This window comes from Moraxella marmotae (assembly GCF_042219885.1).
GTDB classification, from domain to species: Bacteria; Pseudomonadota; Gammaproteobacteria; order Pseudomonadales; family Moraxellaceae; genus Moraxella; species Moraxella marmotae.
Genome location: NZ_JBHJHR010000002.1, coordinates 370,959 through 394,450 on the forward strand (window position 1 = coordinate 370,959; position 23,492 = coordinate 394,450).

Consider the following 23,492-nt stretch of genomic DNA (forward strand, 5'->3'; position numbering starts at 1 on the left):
TTTGATAAATTTTGATAATTTTACAAAAAATGCTTGCAATATTTTAAAAACTTGGTAGAATAGTCCCACGATTTAGGCGTATAGCTCAGTTGGTTAGAGCACCACCTTGACATGGTGGGGGTCGATGGTTCGAGTCCGTTTACGCCTACCATATTATGACAAGGCTTTCCCCATACTGTGCGGAAAGCCTTTGTTTTGTCCGCTTTTTATCATCAAAACCAAACCGCCCAAAATCACCCCATCACCCCAAAGTTGTATTGACCCATCGGCATAATCTGGGCAAACTAAGCCTTTTGGCTCTGTACCATTGTATTTATCAGTTTAAATTATTTTAATTGTTTTAAAGATTTTATAAAATTATGCCATCAAATAACCCCAACCACCACACCGCCTTGAGCGATGCCGAGCTTATGCGTTATAGTCGTCAGATTCTGCTGGACGGTTGGGACATTGATGCCCAAATTCGGCTAAAAAACGCCTGTATCGCCATCATTGGCATGGGCGGACTTGGCAGCGTGGTTGCACCGATTTTGGTGCGTGCTGGTGTGGGTAAGGTGCATCTGTTTGACTTTGATACGGTGGACGACAGCAATCTGCAGCGGCAACTGCTGTACACTCAAGCCGACATCGACACACCAAAGGTGCAAGCCGCCCAAAAAGCTCTAGCCGCCCAAAATAATCTTGTGGCGGTCATGGCACATCATCTACAGCTCAACGACGCCAATATCGCCAATACACTGACGTCGCTTATGGCGGATTTGTGGATTGATTGCAGTGATAATTTTGCCATTCGTCATGCCCTAAACCGCCATGCCGTAGCAAGCCGAACGCCTTTATTATCGCTGTCTGCCATCGGTGAAGTCGGTCAGGCGGCACTGTTTGAGCCTGCCGATACTGGCTGTTATGCTTGCTTGTTTGGTACAAAATCAGACACGACCGCCAATTGTGCCAGCTCTGGCGTTTTGGCAAGCACGGTGGCGGTTGTTGGCTCGCTAGGGGCTGATGCCGCTTTGCATTTTTTGGGTCAAAATTTAAATTGCCTAAGAAATCAGCTACTGATTTGGCAAGGCAAGCGTGCCACTTTACAAAAAATGACCTTTAATAAAGCCGAAAATTGCCCAATTTGCCACAATTTATAAAAATCATTTTATAAAAGTATTTACCAAAATAAACCCAATAATAGCAAAAAAAAACGGCTTATTACCAAGCCGTTTTTGATTTTATCCATCTTGCCTTTAGCACAGATTAGCAAGGAAATGGGGCGTTTTTGCGTGAATAATACCACCATGTCAAAGCAATGCACAGCACATAAAACGCAATCAGCACCAAAAAAGTCCCATTGACGCCAAGGCCTGAGCCGAACATTTTTGGGATAAAAAATCCGCCATAAGCAGCAAATCCGCCAGCAAAACCCACCACCGCTGCCGATTCTTTGCGAGCTTGATTGACCAAATCGGGTGAGTTTAGGCGTTCGTGCAGCGTGCGAAAAATCACTGGAATCATGCGAAAAGTCGAGCCATTGCCGATGCCTGTGGTGATAAATAGCAACATAAAGCCTGTAAAATAGCCCACAAAATTGCCATTTTGTAAAAAAATCATCACCGCAACCACAGCGATTGCCATCACGACATAATTCCAAAAGGTGACTCGAGCACCGCCGACTTTATCTGCCAGCCAGCCACCAACTGGGCGAAATAATGCCCCTACCAAAGGCCCCAAAAATGCCACTTTTAAAGGGTCAATCTCAGGAAAAGACTGCTTAATCACCATCGGAAAAGCGGCACTAAAGCCAATGAATGAGCCAAAAGTCGCCAAATACAAAATGCACATAATCCAGTTATGCTGACGGCCAAAAATCACCGATTGCTCTTTAAATGATGCCTTAGCACCGCTCAAATCATTCATGCCAAACCATGCAAAAAGCGTCATGATGGCGATGGGAATTACCCAAACAAAGGCGGCGTTTTGTAGGTACAAAGTGTTGCCAGTTTCGGTAACTTGCCCATCGCCTGCCAACGCACCAAACAGCGAAAAGCCGATAACCACTGGCACGATAAACTGCAACGCCGAGACACCCAAGTTGCCCAAACCTGCATTTAGCCCTAACGCCATGCCTTGCTTGGATTTGGGATAAAAAAACGAGATGTTGGACATGCTTGATGAAAAGTTAGCACCGCCAAAACCGCACAACAAAGCAATAATGGCAAAAGTCATGAACGGCGTGTCAGGATTTTGGATAGCAAATCCCAGCCAAATTGTCGGAATCAGCAGTGAAGCGGTGGAAATCGTCGTCCAGCGGCGACCGCCAAAAATCGGCACCAAAAATGCATAAAAAATCCGCATGGTTGCCCCAGACAAGGCAGGCAACGCCAAAAGCCACGACAGTTGTGCTTTGTCAAATTTAAAGCCCACTTCAGGCATACGCACGACAATCACACTCCAAATCACCCACACCGAAAACGCCAGCAGCAACGCTGGGATAGAAATCCACAGGTTTCGGTTGGCGACTCGGCTGCCGCCGTTATTCCAAAATGTCTCATCTTCGGGACGCCAATCGTCAATACAGCGTCCGCCTTTGAGTTCGTTTTTCATTGTTATCTCCAAGTTTTGCTTTTTGATGTTCGTTTATGATAAATATCAGCGATAATGCCGATGATAAATCAGGGTTTGGTTTTGTGGTCTTGCTCCATTTTTGGCTTAACTTCGGATAGATAAATCCAAATCAAACTCACCCACACGACGCCAAACATAATCATAAAAGCCGATGAGCGAACGCCTGTGATGTCCACCGCCGCACCGAACATAATTGGCAAAATAAAGCCACCCAAGCCGCCTGCCAAGCCAACAACGCCCGACACCGCCCCCAAGTTGTCTTTGTATTGGTCGGATAAATATTTAAATACCGACGCTTTGCCAATTGCAAAAGTGATGCCAAGCAAGAAAATCAGCACGGTAAAAACGGTGGCGTTTAGCCCAACATAAAAGCTTTTTTCGCCATCGACCGTCTGAATGGTCAAAAATGTCTGCGGATAAGACAGCACAAACAGCAGCAAAAATGACGACCACAGCACCCACCAAGTGACGGTATGAGCCGAATATTTGTCCGACAACCAACCGCCCAAAGCTCGCAGCACACCACCGGGCAAGCTAAAGCACGCCGCCAAAAATGCCGCTGTCTGCAAGCTAAAACCGTATTCGCCCACATAATATTTGGTCATCCACAATGCCAATGCCACATAGCCACCAAAGACGATAGAATAGTATTGACTATAACGCCAAACATTTTTGTCTTTTAGCACAGCCAATTGGCTAGCAAGGCTGGCTTTGCTGGCGGTGCGGTGATTTTTATTATCATGGCTAAAAATCCAAAAACCGATTGCCGTTATCAGCATGATGCCAGCATAGACTTTTGGCAAAAACCGCCAACCTTCGGCAGCACTGACCGCTGTCGATGCACCCATAGCAATAATCGCAGGTCCGATAATTTTGGTCAATGCCGAGCCTGCATTGCCTGCCCCAAAAACGCCCATGGCAAAGCCTTGTTTGCTAGCTTCAAACCACTTGGCGACATAGGCAATGCCCACCGAAAAAGAGCCGCCTGCCAAGCCGACAAACAGACCCAATAACAAAAATTGCCAGTATTGATCGGCATAACCCATCAAAAAAATGGGCAGCACCGTGGCAAGCATCAGCACAAAAAAGACGATACGGCCACCGTATTTGTCAGTCATCATACCCAAAGGCAGCCGCACCAGCGAACCTGTCAGCACAGGCGTGGCAGCCAATAAGCCAAATTGGGTTTCGTTCAAATCAAGCGTCTGCTGAATCGGAATGCCCAAAACAGCAAACATCATCCAAATCATAAAACACACCGTAAAAGCGGTGGTCGATGCAATCAGTACAATGGTGGATTTTGTCGTCATGTCTGACTCTTATTAAATGTCAAATGCTTATCAAAAAAGTGCTAAAATGCACAAATAAATGCACAAATCATCGCTTGGTAGTCCAATTTACCAAATCGGCAACCAACCCCAAGCTTAATCAATTTAACTAAAAAAATTTACAATCAGCAATAAAGCTATAATAAAGTGAAATTTTTTTGAATTAGTTGATTTAAATCAAGTATAAATCTGCATTCTTATGCCTAAAATAAGGGCAACTACTACTTAAGAAGTAGTCGATTTTCTCAAGGATTAGCGTATAATTTCCTGTATTTTCAATAACTTGTTTGTGTTTTACTGATTATAATCAATTTTTTTGGACTCAAATGGCATTTTGTGGCTTTTTGGGGGTATATATGTTAAATGTTCGTGGTATTTTGCCCAGAGCCATCACTGTGCGTGCATGGCTGGCGGTTGGCGTGATTGTGTTTTTTGCCACCGCCGCAGCCAGCACATCGGCAGTTTTGGCTTGGGTGTCAAAATCTGACGCTCAAGCACTCAACTCGGTCGGCTCGATTCGCATGGCAACTTATCGCATCAATTATCTTTTGGCCACCGATACCGCCTTGCCGATTGATAGCAGCCTAAAGCTCGACCCTGCCCTGTCCGTCAATCAACAGCTGATTGATGATATGCAAGCACGCCTTGATGTGCTGGACGCCTATCAAGATATGCTTGGCAATAAAGACACCGAAATTGACAGCCAGACCGAAACCATTCAGCATCATTGGCAGCACCTGCTAAAGCCTGCTTTGCTCGCCAATGACCGCTCGGCATCGCTGGCAGCGTCCAAGATTTATATCACCGAAGTCAATAAATTGACCAAAAAGATCCAGATGCGTAGTGAAGCTCGCCAGCACTGGCAGCAGGTGATACAGATGTCGGCATTGGTGATTATTTTATTGACGCTGCTGTTGGGTATGTATGAGCTGCGGCATAATGTGCTAAGACCGATTCGCTCGCTCATTGACAGCACACAGCATTTTAGCCGTGGTCGCTATGTGCCTGCACCCATCATCGGCTATGATGAATTTTGCACACTGAGTCAGTCGTTTAATGACATGGCACAGACCATCAACGCCCACCAAGCCAAGCTCAACCAAGAAGTGCTGAACAAAACTTGGCATCTGACCCAAGCCAATCAGCTGCTCAAACTTTTGTATGATTTTTCAAATCAGCTCAATCAAGAGCCTGTTACCTTATCCAAGCTGCAGCATTTATTGGAGAATTTTTCCAAGATTAATCCAAATTTTGGCTTTACTTTGTGCTTACATGATTATCTCAAATTAAACGATCTTAAATTGGACGAGCTGCCAAACCCAGCCAATGGCAATAAAGACAGCAGCCAAATCATCATCTCGTCCAAAGACAGCGTCAGCATTCACAGCCCACTGACCAACGCCAAAGATGAGCCGCAAAATCGCACTTCCACCAGCAAAATCTGCTCCACAGGCAACTGCGAACAATGTCAAAGCAAATCCATGCCATCAACCAAAATCTACCCAATCAACGCCCAAAACAGCTACTGGGGCGAGCTGATGGTACACCAACAAGCCATCGATCATAACAATTCGGCGATTACCGAAGAATTGATACAGGCATTGGCAAGTCTGATAAGTCTAGTATTTACTATCCAAAAACAACGACAGCAAGAGCATCAGCTGATATTATTAGAAGAGAGAAACACCATCGCCCGTGAGTTGCATGATTCATTGGCACAGTCTTTATCTTATCTAAAAATTCAGCTGTCAATGCTCGGCACACACGCCCGCCAATTGTCCGACATTGTCCAAGATGATCACGCCGATCGCACGCAGATTGTCAAGCACAACCAAAATCTGCTGCAAGTGCTATCGCAGGCACGCACAGGACTGGACAGTGCTTATACCCAGCTAAGAGAGCTGCTGGTTACTTTTCGTCTAAAAATTGAGTCAGGCAGTTTTGATAATGCCATCGAGCAGGCTTGTGATGAATTTTCTGCCAAAGGCGGCTTTCAAATCACGCTGGACAATCGCATCTTAAGCCAAAACCTAAGTGCCAATGAGCAAATTGATCTGCTGCAAATTTTGCGTGAAGCCTTATCAAATATCTGGCGTCATGCCCACGCCCAGCAAGTGAGCGTCCAGCTGTATCAAAAGACGCATGCCGATGTGGAGCAGCGGATTTATCTGACCATCAGCGATGATGGTGTGGGCTTACCCAAGCACATTGACGAGCAGCACCATCATGGACTAAAAATCATGCAAGAACGGACGCACAGTCTGGGCGGCAAGTTTAACATTCGTAGCATTGGCGATACTGACAGCCACAGCCAAAACCCGCCCAAAGGCACTGTGGTGAGCATTTGGTTTTTGCCCAAATTTTATCAACAATTTCACAACTAGGACGCCATCATGGTTCTTAAAATCTTTACCGCCACAAGCCCTGCCCACCTGCTACTGGTCGATGATCACCCCATGCTACGCCGTGGCTTGTCTGATTTATTAAGCCTAGAAAAAGATGTCCAAGTCATCGCCGAAGCCAATCACGGTATGGAAGCCTTAGAGATTTTGGACAAGCAGGCGGTGGATTTGGTGATTTTGGATCACACCATGCCTGTGCTAAACGGCATCGAGACGCTCAAAAAAATCCGAGAGCTGGGCATCGATACCAAAGTTTTATTATTCACCGTGTCGGACAACAGCAAAGATGTTCAAGATGCCCTACAACTGGGCGTTGATGGCTATCTGCTCAAAGACATGGAGCCAGAGCAAATCATCATCGATGTGCGTAAGATTTTGCACGGTGAATTGGTCATCAGTCCAAGTCTTGCCCCCATTTTGGCTCAAGCCATGCGTAAGCCTGTACAAACCGACAACAGCTATGAGCTGACAGAGCGAGAAATCCAAGTAGCAAAAATGATCGCCCAAGGCATGAGCAACAAGATGATCGGTAATAAACTTGGCATTGCCGAATCGACAGTCAAAGTGCATGTTAAGCACATTTTGGGTAAAATTGGTCTGCGTACTCGAGTTGAAATCGCCGTCTGGGCGGTTGGTCAATATCAGCTTTGATTGCTTAAAATGGGCGATATACACCCAAAGTAGTAGCGAATTTGGCAAATTTTATCAATGGAATTATAGGGTAAGGGCAGGCTTTTTTGTTATAGTAGTGCTACACCCATCACCGAGGCAACGCCCATAAGTTATTGTCATGAAAAAGTCTTTCTTCTCCCAGCCGACGCAAGCTGATATGCCAGCGGCGGATTGTTTTGACACGGTATTTTATGGCAATAAATTGACCCTAGCGTCCCAACACCCAACAGGCGAACTGGTTGATAATTTTCATCGCAAATTGACCTATTTGCGGCTGTCTGTCACCGATTTTTGTAATTTTCGCTGTGAGTATTGCCTACCCAATGGCTATCAAGGCAAGCGTCCAGATAATGAGCTGACTTTGGACGAGATTGGCACGCTGCTCACGGGCTTTGCTGCACTTGGCACAACCAAAGTGCGACTGACTGGCGGCGAGCCGTCCATTCGCCGTGATTTGACCGAGATTATCAAGCTTGCCAAAGCCACCGATGGCATCAACACCACTTGTGTTACTTCCAACGGCTATAAACTTAGCAAGCATATCCGTGCTTGGCACGATGCCGGACTTGATAAGCTAAACTTGAGCATTGACAGCTTTGATCGGGATAAATTTCATAAAATCACGGGCTATGACGGCCTGCCTGCCCTGCTTACCGATATTGATAAACTCTTAGAATCCACCGATATTTGCCTAAAAATCAATGGTATTTTGATGGCGAACACCGCCTATGACAATCTGATGGCGGCACTGGATTTTGTCAAAAATCGCCCTGTTACCTATCGCTTTATTGAGTTTATGCAAACTTCGGACAACAGCCAGTTGTTTTTTGCCGAACACGCCAGCAGTCGCCACATCAAAAACTACCTTAATGCACACGGCTGGACTGCCACCGTGCGAGCAACAGACGGTGGCCCTGCCATCGAATACGCTCACCCTGATTATGTCGGCAAGATTGGCTTGATTGAGCCGTATGCACCGCAGTTTTGTGATAATTGTAACCGCTTGCGAGTCAGCAGCTTAGGTCAGGTGCATCTTTGTTTGTTTGATAGTAAAAATTATGACATTCGCCCTTATCTTAGCACTGGCGATGTCGATGGGCTAATAGCTGCCCTAGAGCGTCTGATGCCCATCAAGCCTGAGCATCATTATCTGCACTCTGCCAACAGCGGCATGATGCGTAATCTGTCCATGGTTGGCGGCTAGTGTTATAATTTGGTACTATAATCCGATGCTACAATCTTGTTATTATCGGTCTTTTGCCAATTTTTAGTCAATTTAGAGTATCTTATGGACACATTACCCAAATTCATCGGCACACTGACCGCTGTACGCACAGGCAAGGTTGAACCTTTTGTGCGTGGCGTGAGTGCCATTCATAAAATCGCCATCGACGGCAGCATGAAGGTCAATCTGCTGGGGCTTGAAGATGATGAGCAAGCCGAGCATAAATTTCACGGCGGGCCGCTAAAGGCGGTGCATCAGATGCCCATCACCACTTATGATGCCATCAATCAAGCCTTTGGCTTAAACGCTTACATTGGCTCACTGGGAGAGAATTTGACCGTCATCACCGATGGCGAACCGATGGACGAAAAAACCGTCTGCATTGGCGATATCTATCAATTTGGCGATGGTGATGACTGCGTACAGCTGCGTGTGGTACAGCCCAGACGACCGTGTTATAAGATTAACGATCGCCTAAATAACGCCGGCATTTCATCATTTATCAGTCGCCAAGGCATCGCTGGCTGGTATTATCAAGTGGTCAAAACTGGCATGATGCAAGCCAATTTGCCGGTGTATCTGATTGCTCGCCCTTTTGAATTTGCCAATTTGCAGACACTGTGGCAGCTGGTCAATCAAAAAGGCAAAATCGATGCCCAAATCGCCAACCGCTGGCTTGCCATTGACTGCCTAGAGAGCAGCTGGAAACAAAAGATTTCCAATAAAATCTTAAGCCCTTAGTAAAAATACATTTGCTAAATAAACGCTTGAATCAAACAATTTAACTTAAGCGATACAGCTTAAAAATGCAACTCAAAACAGTTTAAACTTTCTAAATTCACCCAATAGGATAACTTATGTGCAATCTGTGTAACGATCCCAACCATAAACCAGACACCCCAAAAGCTGATAAGCCATTTATCCCCTTAAATATCGCCGTGCTGACCGTGTCCGATACTCGCACGCTAGACGAAGACAGCTCGGGCAAATTTTTGGCGGATAGTCTAACTGACGCAGGGCATACGCTGATTGACCGCAAACTGACCACCGATGACATTTACCAAATCCGTGCCGTCATCAGTGCGTGGATTGCTGATGCTCGTGTCCATGCCATCATCACCACAGGTGGCACAGGGTTTTATCATCGTGATAATATGCCAGAAGCGGTGGGCGTGCTGTTTGACAAAGAAGTGCAAGGCTTTGGTGAGATGTTCCGTGCCATCTCCAAAGATGAAATCGGCATGTCCACGCTACAATCTCGTGCCGTCGCTGGCATGGCAAATAACACGGTGATTTTTTGCCTGCCGGGTTCAACAGGTGCGTGTCGCACAGGCTGGCAAGGCATCATCAAAGATCAGCTGGATAACCGCACTCGTCCGTGTAACTTTGTACCACATTTGATGCGTGAAAATCCATCGCACGGCTGATGTGATGGCATTTTTATGATATTTTTAAAATAAATTAAAATTATTTTTGTTATTTGAATAAAATAATAAATAAAATAATAACTTGTTAATCAAATCATCACATGATTGGCATTTTAATGATTGGAATTGTGGCATGAATTTATCTGGCGTATTGATTTTGGCAGGTGGTGAGTCCAGCCGCATGGGGCAGCCCAAGGCACAGCTGAGCTTGCCTGATGGCAAAACTTTGCTTGAATTTCATCTAAATCACGCCCAAACGCTGAATTTGCCGATTTTTTTGGCGGATAATGGCAAGCGGTTTATTGATAAAAAATGCACTAAAAATCAATCCATTATAGCGATTGACGATTATCTGCCTTGTGATAATACCGGCAAAGGGGCAGGCCCATTGTCCGCCATCGCCGCAGGTTTATCCGCCATCAAAGACGGCTATCTGCTGGTTGTCAGTTGCGATCATTTGCTAAACATTGATAAAATCGCCCAAATGCTTAGACACGCCACTGCTCAAGTCAGCCACCTGACTGGCGAAAAAGACTATCCGTTATTGGGCGTATATCATGCACGGATTTTGCCGATTTTGCTGGATTTTTTGACAGCAGGCAACCGCTCGGTGATGCAGTTTTTGCGATTGTGCCACTGCCAAAGCATCGCCATCAGTGGTGATTGGCAAGCGTTGGCAAATTTTAACACGCCTGATGAATTTGATTTTGCTTTGGAAAAATTTATGACCCAACAAACCCACACCCCAACCGCCACACTGACCCATGTCGATAGTAATGGCGAGATTTCTATGGTTGATGTCTCCACCAAAGCCATCACCCAACGCACTGCCACTGCCACCGGCAAGGTGATTTTTCCGCCAGAAATTTATCAAGCCATCAAACAAGCCGATGGCATGACCAAAAAAGGCTCAATCACCCAGACCGCCCACATCGCTGGCATCATGGGGGCAAAACGCACCAGTGATTTGATTCCGCTGTGCCATCAGTTGCCGCTTGATGGTGTCAAATTAAGCTTTGATTATGACGACAAAAAGCATGCCATCATTGCCACTGCCACCGCCAAAGTTACCCACAAAACAGGCGTAGAAATGGAAGCTCTAACCGCCGTGTCGGTGGCGTGTTTGACGATTTATGACATGACCAAGGCGATGAGCCATGACATTATCATCGGTGATATTTGCCTGCTTAATAAAACTGGGGGAAAGTCTGATTATGTCAAATAATGCAACAACAGCCATCACAATTACTGTATTATATTTTGCCAGTCTTGCCGAACAAGCAGGCAAAGACGAAGAAATTTTGACCATCGCCAATGGTGATTTGGGTGCAATTTATGCCGATTTATCCGCCAAATATGGTTTTGATTTGAGCCAAGACAAATTGGCAGTTGCCATCAATCACCAAATGACCCACTGGCAAGCAGCCGTCCACGATGGCGATGTGCTTGCTTTTATTCCGCCTGTGGCTGGGGGCTGATATGAACCACAAACTACATCAAGGCTCATCAACCATCACCCTAACCGCTGATGACGCTTATCGCACAGCAATCACTGATGGCTTTGCTTTATTAGACACGCCGATTGATGACAGACGCCTAAAAAACGCCCTGCTCGATGGCAGCTGCGGAGCGTTAGCGACTTTTGAGGGCTGGGTGCGTAATCACAACAACGCTCGCCCTGTCACTCGACTGACTTATTATGGCTACGAGGCGTTGGCGTTAAATCAAGGCAAGCAGCTCATCAGTGAGGCCTGTGATAAATTTGACATCGAACACGCCATCGCCATGCATCGCATCGGTGATTTGGCAATTGGTGATATGGCGGTGTGGATTGGCGTAACGGCTCATCATCGCCATCCTGCGTTTGATGCTTGCCGCTGGCTACTTGACGCCATCAAAGCACAAATCCCCATCTGGAAGCAAGAATTTTATGCCGACAGTAGCGACAGTTTATGGCTGTCCAATAATGGGTAAAGCAATAACACGATAACACAGACGACAACACAAAGGTGATAACATGCAAAGTGGTAACATACAGCGTATTTTGGCAAATTTATGGATTTTGGCAACAGTGGCAATATCGGCAACGCTGACAGCGTGCGACAACTCGGACAACTCGCCCAAAACGCCCACCATCACTGTCTATGCTGCAGCCAGCCTTAGCAATGCCTTGGACGAGATTAACGCCACTTACCAACAAAAATACGCCAGCACCGTCAATACATCGTACGCTTCATCAGGCACACTTGCCAAACAAATCCAAAATCACGCCCCTGCCGATGTGTTTTTGTCCGCCGATACCGCTTGGGTAGATGCGTTGGCAAAGCAGTCGCACCTGTTGGCAGATGGCCAAAAAAACCTGCTCGCCAACCGCCTTGTGCTTATCACGCCCAAGGACAATCCTGCAACGATTGGCATTGGCACAGATGGATTTTTTGACCCCAAGCAATTTGATGGCAAACTGTGCATCGGCAATCCTGACAGCGTCCCTGCCGGCAAATACGCCAAGCAAGCACTGACTTATCTGGGTGTGTGGGATAAACTGGCAGACAAATTGGTTCAAACCGAAAATGTCCGCTCCGCCCTAAACTTTGTCAATCGTGGTGAGTGCCAACTGGGCGTGGTGTATCGCACCGATGCGGCAGTGGCGGATAATGTCAAAATCGTCGCTACCTTTGACAAAGACAGCCATCAGCCCATCGTTTATCCTTTGGCGATTGTTCAGCAAGCAAACAGCGATACCGCCAGCGTGCATCAGTATTATGAGTTTTTACAAAGCGATGATGCCCAACGCATTTACCAAAAATATGGCTTTGAAGTGCTGCCATGACAGGGCTTAGCTATGATGAATGGCAGGTGATTTATTTGTCCTGTAAAATCGCCCTTTTTAGCCTAATCATCACCATCATACCTGCGATTTTGGTGGGTTATTGGCTGGCTCGTTGTCAGTTTTTTGGTAAATCTTTGGTGGAAACTTTGGTGTTTTTGCCATTGGTGCTGCCGCCTGTTATCCCCGGCTACCTACTCTTACTCGGTTTTGGCAATCAAGGCATTTTTGGGCGGTATTTGTCCGCTTTGGGCATTGAGCTGGCGTTTGATTGGAAAGGGGCGGTCTTAGCAAGCAGCGTGATGGGCTTTCCTTTGATGGTGCAGTCGGTGCGTCTTGCTATTGAACTGGTTGATAGACGGCTTGAGATTGCTGCCATGACTTTGGGTTCAAGTCGTATCAAGGTATTTTTTGGCATCACCCTGCCTTTGGCAAAAACAGGCATTTTAATCGGTGCAATGCTGGCTTTTTGTCGCAGTCTTGGCGAATTTGGGGCGACCATCACCTTTGTGGGCAATATCGCAGGACAAACACGCACGCTGCCTTTGGCGATTTATAGCCTGTTGCAGCAGCCCAATAGCGATGATAAAATTTTGCGGCTGATGATGATTAGTATCGCCGTGGCATTTGTGGCGATGTGGATCGCTCAGTGGTACAACCGCACCCAAAAACACAGGCTGATAAACGATGGTCTTTGATTGCCAATTTCACCTAGCACTGGGCAAATTTTGCCTTGATGTCAATCTGCATTCAGATGCTCAAGTTGTCGGATTGTTTGGCGTGTCAGGCTCGGGTAAGAGCAGTATTTTGCACGCCATTGCCGGCATTCACACACCAAAAACTGGCAAAATCTGCATCAATCAGCAAACTTGGTTTGACACCAAAACTCACACCAATCTTAGTATCCAAAAGCGGCGTGTCGGTCTGGTGTTTCAAGATGCCCAGCTCTTTCCCCACAAAAGCGTGCTGGACAATCTGCTCTACGGCTATCACAATATCTCTTTGGACTCTCGGCATTTTCAACCTGATGAGATTATCAATTTATTAAAACTCAATCACCTTACCCATCGCCTACCCATCAAACTGTCTGGCGGCGAAAAACAGCGTGTCGCTTTGGGGCGTGCTTTGCTTTATTCGCCAAATTTGCTGCTGCTTGACGAGCCATTGTCCGCCCTTGACAGTACGCACAAGGCGGAAATTTTACCGTTTTTTCAAGCAGTGATTAAAAATACCAACATTCCCATGCTTTATGTCAGCCACGACAAGGCAGAAATTGAGCAGCTGACCGATACGATTTATTATCTGCCATCGCCATAATTGATTAAAAACTTGCCAAAAAGCGGTGAAAATTTGTCAAAATTTAGCAACAAAAAGAGCGTGATAACACCACGCCCTTTTGTTTTATCAATGCACAATATTTCATCAATACAAGTTTGACACTCACAACACCCAATCAAACAGCTCAATGGCGACTTGCTCGCCTTGCTTGACCCCTGCATTGCTCTCGTCCAGCACGATTAGGCAGTTGGCTTGCGACAGCTGCTTGATGCGGTGCGAATCTTGAGCAACCGCTGGCGTAACGACAAGCCCTTGCTCGCTTTGCTCAAAATAGCCCCGCTGATACTCTCGTCTGCTGGGATTTTTTTTGATGGCAGTGGTGGTTTTTGCCAAAAGTCGCAAAGTTTTTGGTGCGTCCATCGCTCCCAACGCCTGCCATAAGGCTGGACGAACAAAATTGATGCAGCCAACCACAGTAGATAGCGGATTGCCCGGCAGTCCAAAATACAGCACCGTGCGTTTGTTATCGGCATTGCCGATATTGTCGGTAAATTCACCAAAAACAAAGGGCTTACCCGGCTTCATAGCGACCTTATAATGATTAATTTTGCCAAGATTTTCAACCACTTGCGTCAAAAAGTCATAATCGCCCACCGACACGCCTGCACTGGAGATAATCACATCGCATTCGGTGATGGCTGTTTTGACGGTGTGTTCGGTATCTGCTAAGGTGTCCTTGGTGATGCCGTAGTCTTTGATAATGACAGGTAATTTGTCAAGCAGTGCTTTTAGTGTCGGTGTGTTTGAGTTATAAATCTGAGCCAAATTGGTCAGCGGGCAACCAACAGCAACCAGCTCATCACCTGTGGCAATCAGCCCCACTGTCAGTGGCGTAAACACCTGCACTGTCTTATGCCCCATGCTGGCAAGCAGGCTAATATCGCTGGGATTTAGGCGTTTGCCCACCGTCAGCAGGCGGTCATGCTGGGCAATCTCTTCACCTTGGCGGCGGATATTTGCTCCCAGTTTGGCAGCTTGGCTAAGTGTGATGGCATACGGCTGCGATTTGTCAAGCGTCGCCTTAATGTCATCAAAATTGGTATTTTCTTGCATCACGACCGTATCACAGCCGCTTGGCACGACTGCACCGGTAAAAATCCGCACCGCCTGATTGGGTAAAAGCTCACCGACAAACGGCTTGCCAGCACAGGACTCACCGATGATGTCAAAAGTACTGCCACTGTCCAGTTGGCCATTTTTTGCCAACGCAAATCCGTCCATCGCTGACAAGTCTTGGCGTGGCATATCAAAAGCAGCATCGATGTCAATCGCCAGCACATGATTGAGTGCATCATTAATCGCAATATCCATCACCGATCGAGATGCCAAAGGATTATCATCAGCTAAATAAGTAGCCACTCTATCGGCGATGGCTTTTTTTAATTCATCTACACAAATCATCTGCTTTTTCCTATGCTTTTATCAATTTGGCGTTATCATTCGCCACGATAGACATTTTGTTCGTTCATTTGCAATTCGATGCCGACAATGTCCGCTTGTTTACTTAATCTAAACAAATAATCACACAATCCATGATGAAAAGATTGCTGTTTTAGCTGATTTTCGATCATCGGATACGCTTCATCAAAATCCAACAATTTGCCATCTTGCTTTTGTAGCACTTCAACCACATGAATGCCGTAGCGTGTCTCGATCGGATTGACGCCCACACCGACAGGCAAAGCAAATACCGCCGTCTCAAACTCAGGCACTGTACCGCCTTTTTGTAAAATGCCCAGCTCACCGCCATCATCTTTAGAAGGGCAAGCAGAATATTGGCGTGCCAGCTCAATAAAATCACTGTTACGAGTTGGGCTATTTTTAAGCTTTTCAATCAGCTGGCAGGCTTGTTTTTTAAGCTCAATTCGCTCTTCGCCTTCTTGGGGCGGTGATGCCAGCAAAATATGGCGTACTTTCATAATCGGCGTACTGACAAACTGGCTTTTGTTGGCATTATAATACTGCAAACAGCTGGCTTTGTCAGGGGCGTTGGCAACCACTTGTTGCTCAATCAGCGTGGCGATGGCCGTCTCTTCGTCAGCTTGCCATGCCGTCTCACCCAAGTGCTGCACCACCGCTTGGCGTAATAACTCACGCAGCACCAACGCCTGAGCCGCCAAAAACAGAGCTTCTTCTTGGCTATCGGCAGGGTGATATTGAGCTTCGGCAGCCACCGCTTTGGGGTCTAGGGCGACGCCATTAATGCTGATTTTTGGTAGCGTCTGGCGGCTTGATGCGATAAGATTGCTGTGATTGGACATCTCTTCTGCCAAGGCTTTTTTGATAAACTCAGCATCTGATGATGGCTTGGTCAAATCATCGGAAGTCGGCATAATGCGAATGCCGTCATCATCTTCAACCAAACCTGCTGGCGTGTCTGGAATATAAGTGCCAACGCTCATAAATCTCCCCTTAAGATAAATAATGCCCATTATCCAAAATCGTGGCAGCGTTTGCCATACTTCTTTGGGAGAATGTCAAAATATGGCAAATTTTACAAATCCGCTCAACGCTCAACACAAAAAAAAGCCACAAAGACAAGGATAAATCTTTGTGGCAAGGCGGGGCTTATTTTATTGTTGTTATTATTGCGGTTAGGTTTAAATTATTATTGTCGTGATTGCTGTTACGATTGTTGTTAAATTATCGCTTATCGTGATTTTTTCTGACGCACGATTTGATAATTGCGACCCAGATACCAAATCGGTGCTGAAATAATATGAATCAAGCGAGTAAATGGCACCAGCAAAATCAGCGTCGTTCCCAAAAGCATGTGCATCTTATACACCAAATCAGCATGCTCAATCAAAGTTGCCGCCTGCACTGGGCGAAGGATTGCCAAGTTTTGAGCCCAACCTGCCAAACTTAGCATCAGCTCGCCATCGCTGTGTTTTGGATACAGACAAATTGTCCCAAGCCCCATCACCAATTGTGCTAATAACAAAATCAATAGCAGCTTATCACTGGTGGTCGATGTGTGGCTGATGCGTGGATTGGTAAAGCGACGCCAAATCAGCATAGTCAAGCCAATAAAGCACATCACGCCTGCGATACCACCGACAATCACCGCCACAAACTGCTTTTGGGCGACAGTGATGAAATGCTCATAAACAAAATGCGGCGTCAGCATACCAAAAAAATGTCCAAGCAGCACCACCAAAATCCCCACATGGAATAAGTTGCTGGCGACACGCATATAATTATCCGACAGCATTTGGCTTGAGCCGGCACGCCATGTATATTGCGACAAATCAAATCTTGCCCAGCAGCCCAACACGCACACCGCCAAAGCAATGTATGGATAAATTCCAAACAAGAAAACATGAATCCAGTTTTGCGTACTCATACATTCACTCCTTTTGCGTTTGTGGGATTGGTTGTGTTGTTTTGGTTAAAACCCACCCAATGCACAGGCTGGGTTTGCATATTTTGGGCATTGGCACCTGCCATCTCGCTGATACGCTTGGCAGTTTGGCTAGATGGGCATTGCTCATCGTTATTTGCCATAAAATTGACCACTTCTTCTTCCCATTCGGCATCAATCGCCGCTGGCGTGGTGTCGTCAATCACTTTGCCCATTTTTGAAAGCTCATCATCAATCACGCTAAGTGGCTGACCTGCGATTTGTAATAATGCCTTAAACAAGCAAACATAGCGGCTGTTTTTGTCCGCCAATCGTGCCGCCAGCAGTATCAAAATGTGCTTAATATCAGCGATTTCTAGACGAATGGCAATGTCGTCATCGGTTTGGGTGGCTTGATATGCCAAAAACTCCAGATACATCGGCAAATAATCGGGCAATTCTTTGACACCGATTTCAAAGCCTGCCGCTTCGTATTGTGCCATCAAATCCACCATCGCCTGACCACGATCACGGCTCTCGCCATGCACATGCTCAAACAGCCACAGCGACAGATTGCGACCACGCTCAAATAAGCCATCATATCTTGACTGTGCGTCAATATTGCCAAGACTGGCAAGCTCATCGATAAACTCGGCGATTTCTTGACGCACTTCTGGGCTGATTAGCACAGATTTCATCACAATCTCACGGCAAGCGTGCAAATGCTCGCCGTCAAACAACGCATCATCAGGATAGTCAAGCAACAAGCTGATGACTTTTAATAATTTAAAGTCCATCTTAAGACTCCCATGTCTGCACAGTGTCAATCATCTCACGGCGGTTGGTTTTTCTTTGACCAAACATGCTGGTGTCGTTATTGCCACTACAACCTTCACCAAAGCTAAAGCCGCAGCCATTTTTCTCGGCAAAAACATCACTCATCGCTTCTTCACGGTGTGCCGTTGGAATCACAAAACGATCTTCATAATTGGCGATGGCAAGATAGCGATACATCTCATTCACTTGTTGCTTGGTTAGACCCACTGCGTCAAGCACCGATTGAGCATCTTGTTTTTCGACCAGCTCCAGACGCTTGTACGAACGCATGGCAAGCAAGCGTTTTAGTGCCAGACGCACCGGCTCTTCGTCGCCAGCGGTGAGCATATTGGCAAGGTATTGTAGCGGAATACGCAAGCTGTCCACATCAGGAATCAGTCCGTCCATACCTACTTGCCCTGCTTCGGCGGCGTTTTGGATCGGTGATAGCGGCGGCACATACCACACCATCGGTAAGGTGCGATATTCTGGGTGTAGCGGTAGAGCCAATTTCCAATCCACCGCAAGTTTATAAACTGGCGACTTTTGGGCAGCTTCGATAACACTCATCGGCACGCCATCTTTTAAAGCCTGTTCGATGACTTTTGGATCATTAGGGTCTAAGAAAATATCCAACTGGGCTTGGTATAGGTCTTTTTCGTTGGCCACGCTTGCCGCTTCTTGGATTTTGTCGGCATCATACAGCAGCACGCCAAGGTAGCGAATCCGCCCCACGCAAGTCTCAGAACAGATAGTCGGCTGACCTGATTCGATGCGTGGATAGCAGAAAATACATTTTTCAGACTTGCCAGATTTCCAGTTATAATAAATTTTCTTATAAGGGCAGCCTGAAATACACATACGCCAGCCACGGCATTTTTCTTGGTCAATCAAGACAATGCCATCTTCTTCACGCTTATAAATCGCCCCCGATGGACACGATGCCACACAAGTTGGGTTTAGGCAATGCTCGCACAGGCGTGGCAGATACATCATAAAGGTGTTTTCGTATTGCCCATAAATATCGGCTTGGATATTGTCAAAGTTCTTATCAATGCGGCGTTTTTCAAATTCAGAGCCTAGGATTTCTTCCCAGTTTGGACCCCATTCGATTTTTTGCATACGCTTGCCAGTAATCAGCGAGCGTGGGCGGGCAATCGGCTGATGCTCACCGATTGGAGCGGTGTGCAGGTGCTGATAATCAAAATCAAACGGCTCATAATAATCGTCAAGCGTTGGCAAATCAGGGTTGGCAAAGATATTGGCAAGCACTCGGAATTTACCGCCGATTTTTGGATTGATAGAGCCATTGGCATTACGAATCCAGCCCCCTTTCCATTTTTCTTGATTTTCCCACTCTTTAGGAAAACCGATGCCCGGCTTGGATTCGACATTGTTAAACCATGCGTATTCCATACCTTCACGGCTGGTCCAGACATTTTTGCAGGTAACAGAGCAAGTGTGGCAACCAATACATTTATCAAGGTTTAGCACCATGCCCACTTGTGAACGAATTTTCATCTTAATTTCCTTGACCTAGCGACAGCTTGGTAAATTGGTAAAATTTGTCATTTAAGCGTATGTTGAGTGTATTATGCTCCCTTTGGCAGAACGGATTTATTCTGCCAAAGGGTGTATCCATCAATCTAAAGTAGTAGGTAGTGGTCTTGGCAAACTGTCATCAGGCTTGCCTTCCAGCCAGTCGATATTTGCCATCTTACGCACGATTACGAACTCATCACGGTTACAGCCGACTGTGCCATAGTAGTTAAAGCCATAGCTTTGTTGGGCATAGCCACCGATCATGTGTGTCGGTTTTAGGATTGTGCGAGTTACTGAGTTATGGATACCGCCACGGTTGCCGGTGTTTTCAGAACCCGGGATATTGACCAGTTTTTCTTGGGCATGGTACATCATCGTCATGCCTTCTTTGACACGTTGCGAGACGACCGCACGAGCGGTGATTGCACCGTTATGGTTAAACACTTCAATCCAGTCATTATCCACAATGCCGGCTTTTTTGGCATCGATTTCACTTATCCAGATAATCGGACCACCACGGCTCAAGGTCAGCATCAGCAAGTTTTCTGAATAGGTTGAATGAATCCCCCACTTTTGGTGTGGTGTTAAGAAATTCAACACAATTTCTGTATTTCCATTAGACTGATAGCGTTTGAGCGTCTGGGTGGCTCGTGTATCAATCGGCGGACGATACTGCTGCATCTGCTCACCAAATGCCTGCATCCATGGGTGATCTTGATAAAACTGCTGACGGCCAGTGATGGTACGCCATGGAATCAGCTCATGCACATTGGTATAGCCTGCGTTATAGCTGACTTTTTCGGACTCAAGGCCTGACCAAGTCGGACTTGAGATGATTTTGCGTGGCTGAGCGACGATGTCACGGAAACGGATTTTTTCATGCTCGCTGGATTTGGCAAGGTGTGTATGATCTCGCCCTGTGTTTTTGGACAAGTCCGCCCATGCCTTGACTGCCACATGACCGTTAGTCTCTGGAGCTAACATTAAGATGGTCTCGGCAGCATCGATGGCAGTGTTGATGCGCGGTCGGCCGTGAGCCACACCGTCTTCGGTGACGGTATAGTTAAGCTCTGCCAGCTGTGCCACTTCATCATTTGTATCCCAATTGATGCCTTTTGAGCCATTGCCCAGCTTATCCAGCAGCGTACCAAGCGATGTGTATTTGGCATAAGTGGACGGATAATCACGCTCAACCACTTTGATGTGCGGGCAGTTAATCCCCGGTATCGGACGCTCGCCTGCAGTTTTCCAGTCGCTGCCGCCAAATGGCTGAGCAAGCTCGGCTGGGCTGTCGTGCTGCATTGGTAAAGTAACAATGTCCGTCTCAATCCCCAAATGTCCGTGGCTCAATTCTGAGAATTTTTTGGCGATGCCTTTATAAATCTCCCAGTCGGTTTTTGATTCCCAAGCAGGGTCGGTCGCTGCGGTCAATGGGTGGATAAATGGGTGCATGTCCGAAGTATTCATGTCGTCTTTTTCGTACCAAGTGGCGGTCGGCAAAACGATGTCTGAATACAAGCAAGTGCTTGACATACGAAAATCTAAAGTCGTTACAAGGTCTAACTTGCCTGTCGGTGCATCATCAACCCAATCCACTTCATTGGGACGAAGGCCATCATGCACCGTCTCATTGCCCAAAATACCATGCTTAGTACCAAGCAGATAATGCAGCATATATTCATGGCCTTTGCCTGATGAACCAAGCAAGTTTGAACGCCAAATGAACAAGTTTCTTGGGAAGTTGGCTGGATTGTCAGGCGACTCGGCAGCAAAGCGGATTGAGCCATTTTCAAGCCCATTGACCACATACTTTTCGGCATCGCCAGACGCTTTGGCGGCACGACCCAGCACCAGTGGGTTTTGGTTCAGCTGTGGTGCAGATGGCAGCCAGCCAGCACGCTCGGCACGGATATTGTAGTCAAGCATATGCTCAGGGAATTGCGACTTATCAGCGTGTGGCGACAGCAGCTCATGTGCTGATACTTTTTCGTGTCGCCATTGGCTTGAGTGATTATAAAAGAAACTCGTGCCGTTCATATGGCGTGGCGGTCTGTGCCAATCTAGGGCAAATGCCAAAGGCGCCCAACCTGTCTGCGGTCTGAGTTTTTCTTGACCGACATAGTGAGCCCAGCCGCCGCCTGATTGACCGATACAACCACACAAAATCAGCATATTAATCACGCCACGGTAGTTCATGTCCATGTGATACCAGTGGTTCATACCAGCGCCGATGATAATCATCGATTTGCCGTGAGTTTTGTGGGCGTTTTCGGCAAATTCACGAGCGATTTGGATCACTTTTTCACGGCTAACGCCAGTGATTTTTTCTTGCCAAGCTGGTGTGCCTGCCACCGTTTCGTCATTATAATCATCGGTAACATGATTGCCGCCAATGCCATTATCCACACCAAGGTTGGCAAGCATCAAATCAAACACCGTCACCACTTTGGCGGTTGTGCCATCTGCCAAGGTCAAACTGCGGCAAGGCAGCGTTTTGTACTGAATGTCATCGCCAGCAACCGAAGTAAAGTATGGGTGTTCGCCACCGCCAAAATAATCCAAGCCAACTTCCACCGTCTCGCCAGAGTCTTTTTGGGACAGTTGCAAGCTAACTTCTTGATTATTTTTGCCTTCTTTGTTTTCTAGATTCCAGCGGCCAGACTCACCCCAGCGATAGCCGATTGAGCCAATGGGCGAAACCAGCTCGCCGTTTTGGTCGCAGGCGATGGTTTTCCATTCTGGGTTGTTTTCTTGACCCAAATTGTCCACCAAATCAGACGCACGCAAGAAACGCCCAGCTCGTGCTGATTTGCCTTCGCCTTCGATCATCACCAGCATCGGCAAATCGGTATAGCGGCGTGCATAATCCAAGAAATAATCGCTTGGCTGCTTAAGATAAAATTCCTTGATAATCACATGACAAAATGCCTGAGCCAAAGCAGCATCAGTACCTTGTTTTGGATTTAGCCACAAATCGCACAGCTTGGCAATCTCGGCATAGTCAGGCGTGATGGCGACGGTTTTTGTGCCTTTATAACGCACTTCGGTAAAAAAGTGAGCGTCTGGCGTACGAGTTTGGGGGATGTTTGAACCCCAAGCCAAAATGTAGTTTGAGTTATACCAATCAGCAGCTTCAGGCACATCGGTTTGTTCACCCCAAATCATCGGTGATGCTGGCGGCAAATCGCAATACCAATCATAAAACGACAGGCACACCCCACCAATCAGCGACAAATAACGGCTACCAGCGGCATAGCTGACCATACTCATGGCAGGAATTGGCGAAAAACCCATGATGCGGTCAGGGCCAAAGGTTTTGGCGGTATAGACATTGCTGGCGGCGATGATTTCTAGCACTTCATTCCAGCTAGAACGCACAAAACCGCCCAAGCCACGCTTGGACTTGTATTGCACAGTCTTGGCAGGATCGCTGACGATGCTGCCCCACGCTTCGACAGGGTCTGAATATTTCGCCCTTGCTTCACGCCACAATTTTAGCAGCGGCTTACGCACTTTGGGGTATTTTAGGCGGTTGGCAGAATACATATACCAGCTATAAGATGCACCCCGTGGACAGCCCCGTGGTTCGTGGTTTGGCAAGTCTGGGCGTGTGCGTGGATAGTCGGTTTGTTGAGTTTCCCAAGTTACCAAGCCGTTTTTGACATAAATTTTCCACGAGCATGAGCCAGTGCAGTTTACGCCGTGAGTTGAGCGGACAATTTTGTCATATTGCCAGCGATTGCGATAAAAATTCTCCCAATCACGGCTTTCATTTCTGACTTCACCGTGTCCATTGGCATATTCGCCAGTTTTTTTCTTAAAAAAACGAAATTGGTCGAGTAAGTGGCTCATTTTGCTTTCCTCGTTGTTATAAAAGGGATTGCATTGGCAATCGCCAAGCGTGATTGCATTATAAAAAGCAAATCGCCGCTTAGCCATTGCCTAAATGGCTACAAACA

The 23,492-nt window shown here is 46.7% G+C and carries 20 protein-coding genes, 1 tRNA gene and 1 pseudogene; 14 read left to right on the forward strand and 8 right to left on the reverse strand.

The annotated features are described in order from the left end of the window. Positions 1–74: 74 nt before the first annotated feature. Positions 75–151, forward strand: a tRNA-Val gene (locus tag ACFBZI_RS01910). A 208-nt stretch (positions 152–359) separates the two neighbouring features. Further along, a complete protein-coding gene (locus ACFBZI_RS01915) occupies positions 360–1,139 on the forward strand; it encodes a HesA/MoeB/ThiF family protein (protein WP_375714779.1) in 780 nt (259 codons plus the stop codon). Between the two features lie 106 nt (positions 1,140–1,245). On the opposite strand, the gene ACFBZI_RS01920 is transcribed toward ACFBZI_RS01915, so the two are convergent. Both ACFBZI_RS01920 and ACFBZI_RS01925 read right to left on the reverse strand, forming a co-directional pair. Further along, positions 1,246–2,592 (reverse strand): NarK family nitrate/nitrite MFS transporter, encoded by a 1,347-nt coding sequence (locus ACFBZI_RS01920; RefSeq protein ID WP_375714780.1) that lies wholly within the window; start codon positions 2,590–2,592, stop codon positions 1,246–1,248. Positions 2,593–2,660: 68 nt separating this feature from the next. Then, on the reverse strand, positions 2,661–3,923 hold the full coding sequence (locus tag ACFBZI_RS01925) for an MFS transporter (protein ID WP_375714781.1): 1,263 nt from the start codon (positions 3,921–3,923) through the stop codon (positions 2,661–2,663). A gap of 374 nt (positions 3,924–4,297) precedes the next feature. Here ACFBZI_RS01925 and ACFBZI_RS01930 point away from each other — a divergent pair, with 374 nt between their 5' ends. The 12 genes and pseudogenes from ACFBZI_RS01930 (at position 4,298) to ACFBZI_RS01985 (ending at position 13,811) form a co-directional block, all read left to right on the forward strand. After that, entirely contained in the window at positions 4,298–6,325 is a 2,028-nt protein-coding gene (locus tag ACFBZI_RS01930) for a type IV pili methyl-accepting chemotaxis transducer N-terminal domain-containing protein (RefSeq protein ID WP_375714782.1), read from the forward strand. Between the two features lie 9 nt (positions 6,326–6,334). After that, positions 6,335–6,994 (forward strand): two-component system response regulator NarL, encoded by a 660-nt coding sequence (narL, locus tag ACFBZI_RS01935; RefSeq protein ID WP_375714783.1) that lies wholly within the window; start codon positions 6,335–6,337, stop codon positions 6,992–6,994. A gap of 139 nt (positions 6,995–7,133) precedes the next feature. Next, on the forward strand, positions 7,134–8,219 hold the full coding sequence (moaA, locus tag ACFBZI_RS01940) for a GTP 3',8-cyclase MoaA (protein WP_375714784.1): 1,086 nt from the start codon (positions 7,134–7,136) through the stop codon (positions 8,217–8,219). Between the two features lie 84 nt (positions 8,220–8,303). Continuing rightward, positions 8,304–8,981, forward strand: coding sequence for an MOSC domain-containing protein (locus ACFBZI_RS01945; protein ID WP_375714785.1), 678 nt, complete (start codon positions 8,304–8,306; stop codon positions 8,979–8,981). Between the two features lie 116 nt (positions 8,982–9,097). Next, a complete protein-coding gene (moaB, locus tag ACFBZI_RS01950) occupies positions 9,098–9,667 on the forward strand; it encodes a molybdenum cofactor biosynthesis protein B (RefSeq protein ID WP_375714786.1) in 570 nt (189 codons plus the stop codon). Between the two features lie 133 nt (positions 9,668–9,800). Continuing rightward, positions 9,801–10,274 (forward strand): annotated as a pseudogene (mobA, locus tag ACFBZI_RS01955) (molybdenum cofactor guanylyltransferase); the annotation flags it as partial. 117 nt (positions 10,275–10,391) lie between these two features. Beyond that, complete coding sequence (gene moaC, locus ACFBZI_RS01960; protein WP_375716288.1) at positions 10,392–10,892, forward strand: cyclic pyranopterin monophosphate synthase MoaC; 501 nt, start codon at positions 10,392–10,394, stop codon at positions 10,890–10,892. After that, positions 10,882–11,145 carry a MoaD/ThiS family protein gene (locus ACFBZI_RS01965; protein ID WP_375714787.1) on the forward strand — a complete coding sequence of 88 codons (264 nt, stop codon included), beginning with the start codon at positions 10,882–10,884 and terminating at the stop codon, positions 11,143–11,145. Before moaC ends, ACFBZI_RS01965 begins: the two co-directional genes overlap by 11 nt. Position 11,146: 1 nt before the next feature. Next, positions 11,147–11,641: a molybdenum cofactor biosynthesis protein MoaE gene (locus ACFBZI_RS01970; protein ID WP_375714788.1), complete on the forward strand. Its 495-nt coding sequence runs from the start codon at positions 11,147–11,149 to the stop codon at positions 11,639–11,641. Between the two features lie 43 nt (positions 11,642–11,684). After that, entirely contained in the window at positions 11,685–12,497 is an 813-nt protein-coding gene (gene modA / locus ACFBZI_RS01975; RefSeq protein ID WP_375714789.1) for a molybdate ABC transporter substrate-binding protein, read from the forward strand. Then, a complete protein-coding gene (gene modB, locus ACFBZI_RS01980; RefSeq protein ID WP_375714790.1) occupies positions 12,494–13,192 on the forward strand; it encodes a molybdate ABC transporter permease subunit in 699 nt (232 codons plus the stop codon). The genes modA and modB overlap by 4 nt, the downstream gene beginning before the upstream one ends. After that, positions 13,182–13,811 carry an ATP-binding cassette domain-containing protein gene (locus ACFBZI_RS01985; RefSeq protein ID WP_375714791.1) on the forward strand — a complete coding sequence of 210 codons (630 nt, stop codon included), beginning with the start codon at positions 13,182–13,184 and terminating at the stop codon, positions 13,809–13,811. The genes modB and ACFBZI_RS01985 overlap by 11 nt, the downstream gene beginning before the upstream one ends. A gap of 123 nt (positions 13,812–13,934) precedes the next feature. On the opposite strand, the gene ACFBZI_RS01990 is transcribed toward ACFBZI_RS01985, so the two are convergent. The 6 genes from ACFBZI_RS01990 to ACFBZI_RS02015 all read right to left on the reverse strand — a co-directional run bounded on the left by ACFBZI_RS01990 (position 13,935) and on the right by ACFBZI_RS02015 (position 23,385). Then, on the reverse strand, positions 13,935–15,233 hold the full coding sequence (locus ACFBZI_RS01990) for a molybdopterin molybdotransferase MoeA (protein ID WP_375714792.1): 1,299 nt from the start codon (positions 15,231–15,233) through the stop codon (positions 13,935–13,937). Positions 15,234–15,268: 35 nt separating this feature from the next. Continuing rightward, positions 15,269–16,234, reverse strand: coding sequence for a peptidylprolyl isomerase (locus ACFBZI_RS01995; RefSeq protein ID WP_375714793.1), 966 nt, complete (start codon positions 16,232–16,234; stop codon positions 15,269–15,271). A gap of 248 nt (positions 16,235–16,482) precedes the next feature. After that, the gene (gene narI, locus ACFBZI_RS02000) at positions 16,483–17,178 is read right to left on the reverse strand and encodes a respiratory nitrate reductase subunit gamma (RefSeq protein WP_375714794.1); all 696 of its coding nucleotides are present in this window, start codon (positions 17,176–17,178) and stop codon (positions 16,483–16,485) included. Next, entirely contained in the window at positions 17,175–17,972 is a 798-nt protein-coding gene (gene narJ, locus ACFBZI_RS02005; protein WP_375714795.1) for a nitrate reductase molybdenum cofactor assembly chaperone, read from the reverse strand. Before narJ ends, narI begins: the two co-directional genes overlap by 4 nt. Before the next feature lies 1 nt (position 17,973). Then, entirely contained in the window at positions 17,974–19,512 is a 1,539-nt protein-coding gene (gene narH, locus ACFBZI_RS02010; RefSeq protein ID WP_375714796.1) for a nitrate reductase subunit beta, read from the reverse strand. 120 nt (positions 19,513–19,632) lie between these two features. Further along, positions 19,633–23,385 (reverse strand): nitrate reductase subunit alpha, encoded by a 3,753-nt coding sequence (locus ACFBZI_RS02015; RefSeq protein WP_375714797.1) that lies wholly within the window; start codon positions 23,383–23,385, stop codon positions 19,633–19,635. Between the last annotated feature and the right edge of the window lie 107 nt (positions 23,386–23,492).

Coding starts and splice junctions, on each gene's coding strand:
- ACFBZI_RS01965 (WP_375714787.1), top strand. CDS start 10,882: ATGTCAAATAATGCAACAACAGCCATCACAATTACTGTATTATATTTT.
- ACFBZI_RS01970 (WP_375714788.1), top strand. CDS start 11,147: ATGAACCACAAACTACATCAAGGCTCATCAACCATCACCCTAACCGCT.
- ACFBZI_RS01990 (WP_375714792.1), bottom strand. CDS start 15,233: ATGATTTGTGTAGATGAATTAAAAAAAGCCATCGCCGATAGAGTGGCT.
- ACFBZI_RS02015 (WP_375714797.1), bottom strand. CDS start 23,385: ATGAGCCACTTACTCGACCAATTTCGTTTTTTTAAGAAAAAAACTGGC.
- narJ (WP_375714795.1), bottom strand. CDS start 17,972: ATGGACTTTAAATTATTAAAAGTCATCAGCTTGTTGCTTGACTATCCT.
- ACFBZI_RS01920 (WP_375714780.1), bottom strand. CDS start 2,592: ATGAAAAACGAACTCAAAGGCGGACGCTGTATTGACGATTGGCGTCCC.
- narH (WP_375714796.1), bottom strand. CDS start 19,512: ATGAAAATTCGTTCACAAGTGGGCATGGTGCTAAACCTTGATAAATGT.
- moaC (WP_375716288.1), top strand. CDS start 10,392: ATGACCCAACAAACCCACACCCCAACCGCCACACTGACCCATGTCGAT.
- moaB (WP_375714786.1), top strand. CDS start 9,098: ATGTGCAATCTGTGTAACGATCCCAACCATAAACCAGACACCCCAAAA.
- modB (WP_375714790.1), top strand. CDS start 12,494: ATGACAGGGCTTAGCTATGATGAATGGCAGGTGATTTATTTGTCCTGT.
- ACFBZI_RS01925 (WP_375714781.1), bottom strand. CDS start 3,923: ATGACGACAAAATCCACCATTGTACTGATTGCATCGACCACCGCTTTT.
- moaA (WP_375714784.1), top strand. CDS start 7,134: ATGAAAAAGTCTTTCTTCTCCCAGCCGACGCAAGCTGATATGCCAGCG.
- ACFBZI_RS01915 (WP_375714779.1), top strand. CDS start 360: ATGCCATCAAATAACCCCAACCACCACACCGCCTTGAGCGATGCCGAG.
- ACFBZI_RS01995 (WP_375714793.1), bottom strand. CDS start 16,234: ATGAGCGTTGGCACTTATATTCCAGACACGCCAGCAGGTTTGGTTGAA.
- narI (WP_375714794.1), bottom strand. CDS start 17,178: ATGAGTACGCAAAACTGGATTCATGTTTTCTTGTTTGGAATTTATCCA.
- modA (WP_375714789.1), top strand. CDS start 11,685: ATGCAAAGTGGTAACATACAGCGTATTTTGGCAAATTTATGGATTTTG.
- ACFBZI_RS01930 (WP_375714782.1), top strand. CDS start 4,298: ATGTTAAATGTTCGTGGTATTTTGCCCAGAGCCATCACTGTGCGTGCA.
- ACFBZI_RS01985 (WP_375714791.1), top strand. CDS start 13,182: ATGGTCTTTGATTGCCAATTTCACCTAGCACTGGGCAAATTTTGCCTT.
- narL (WP_375714783.1), top strand. CDS start 6,335: ATGGTTCTTAAAATCTTTACCGCCACAAGCCCTGCCCACCTGCTACTG.
- ACFBZI_RS01945 (WP_375714785.1), top strand. CDS start 8,304: ATGGACACATTACCCAAATTCATCGGCACACTGACCGCTGTACGCACA.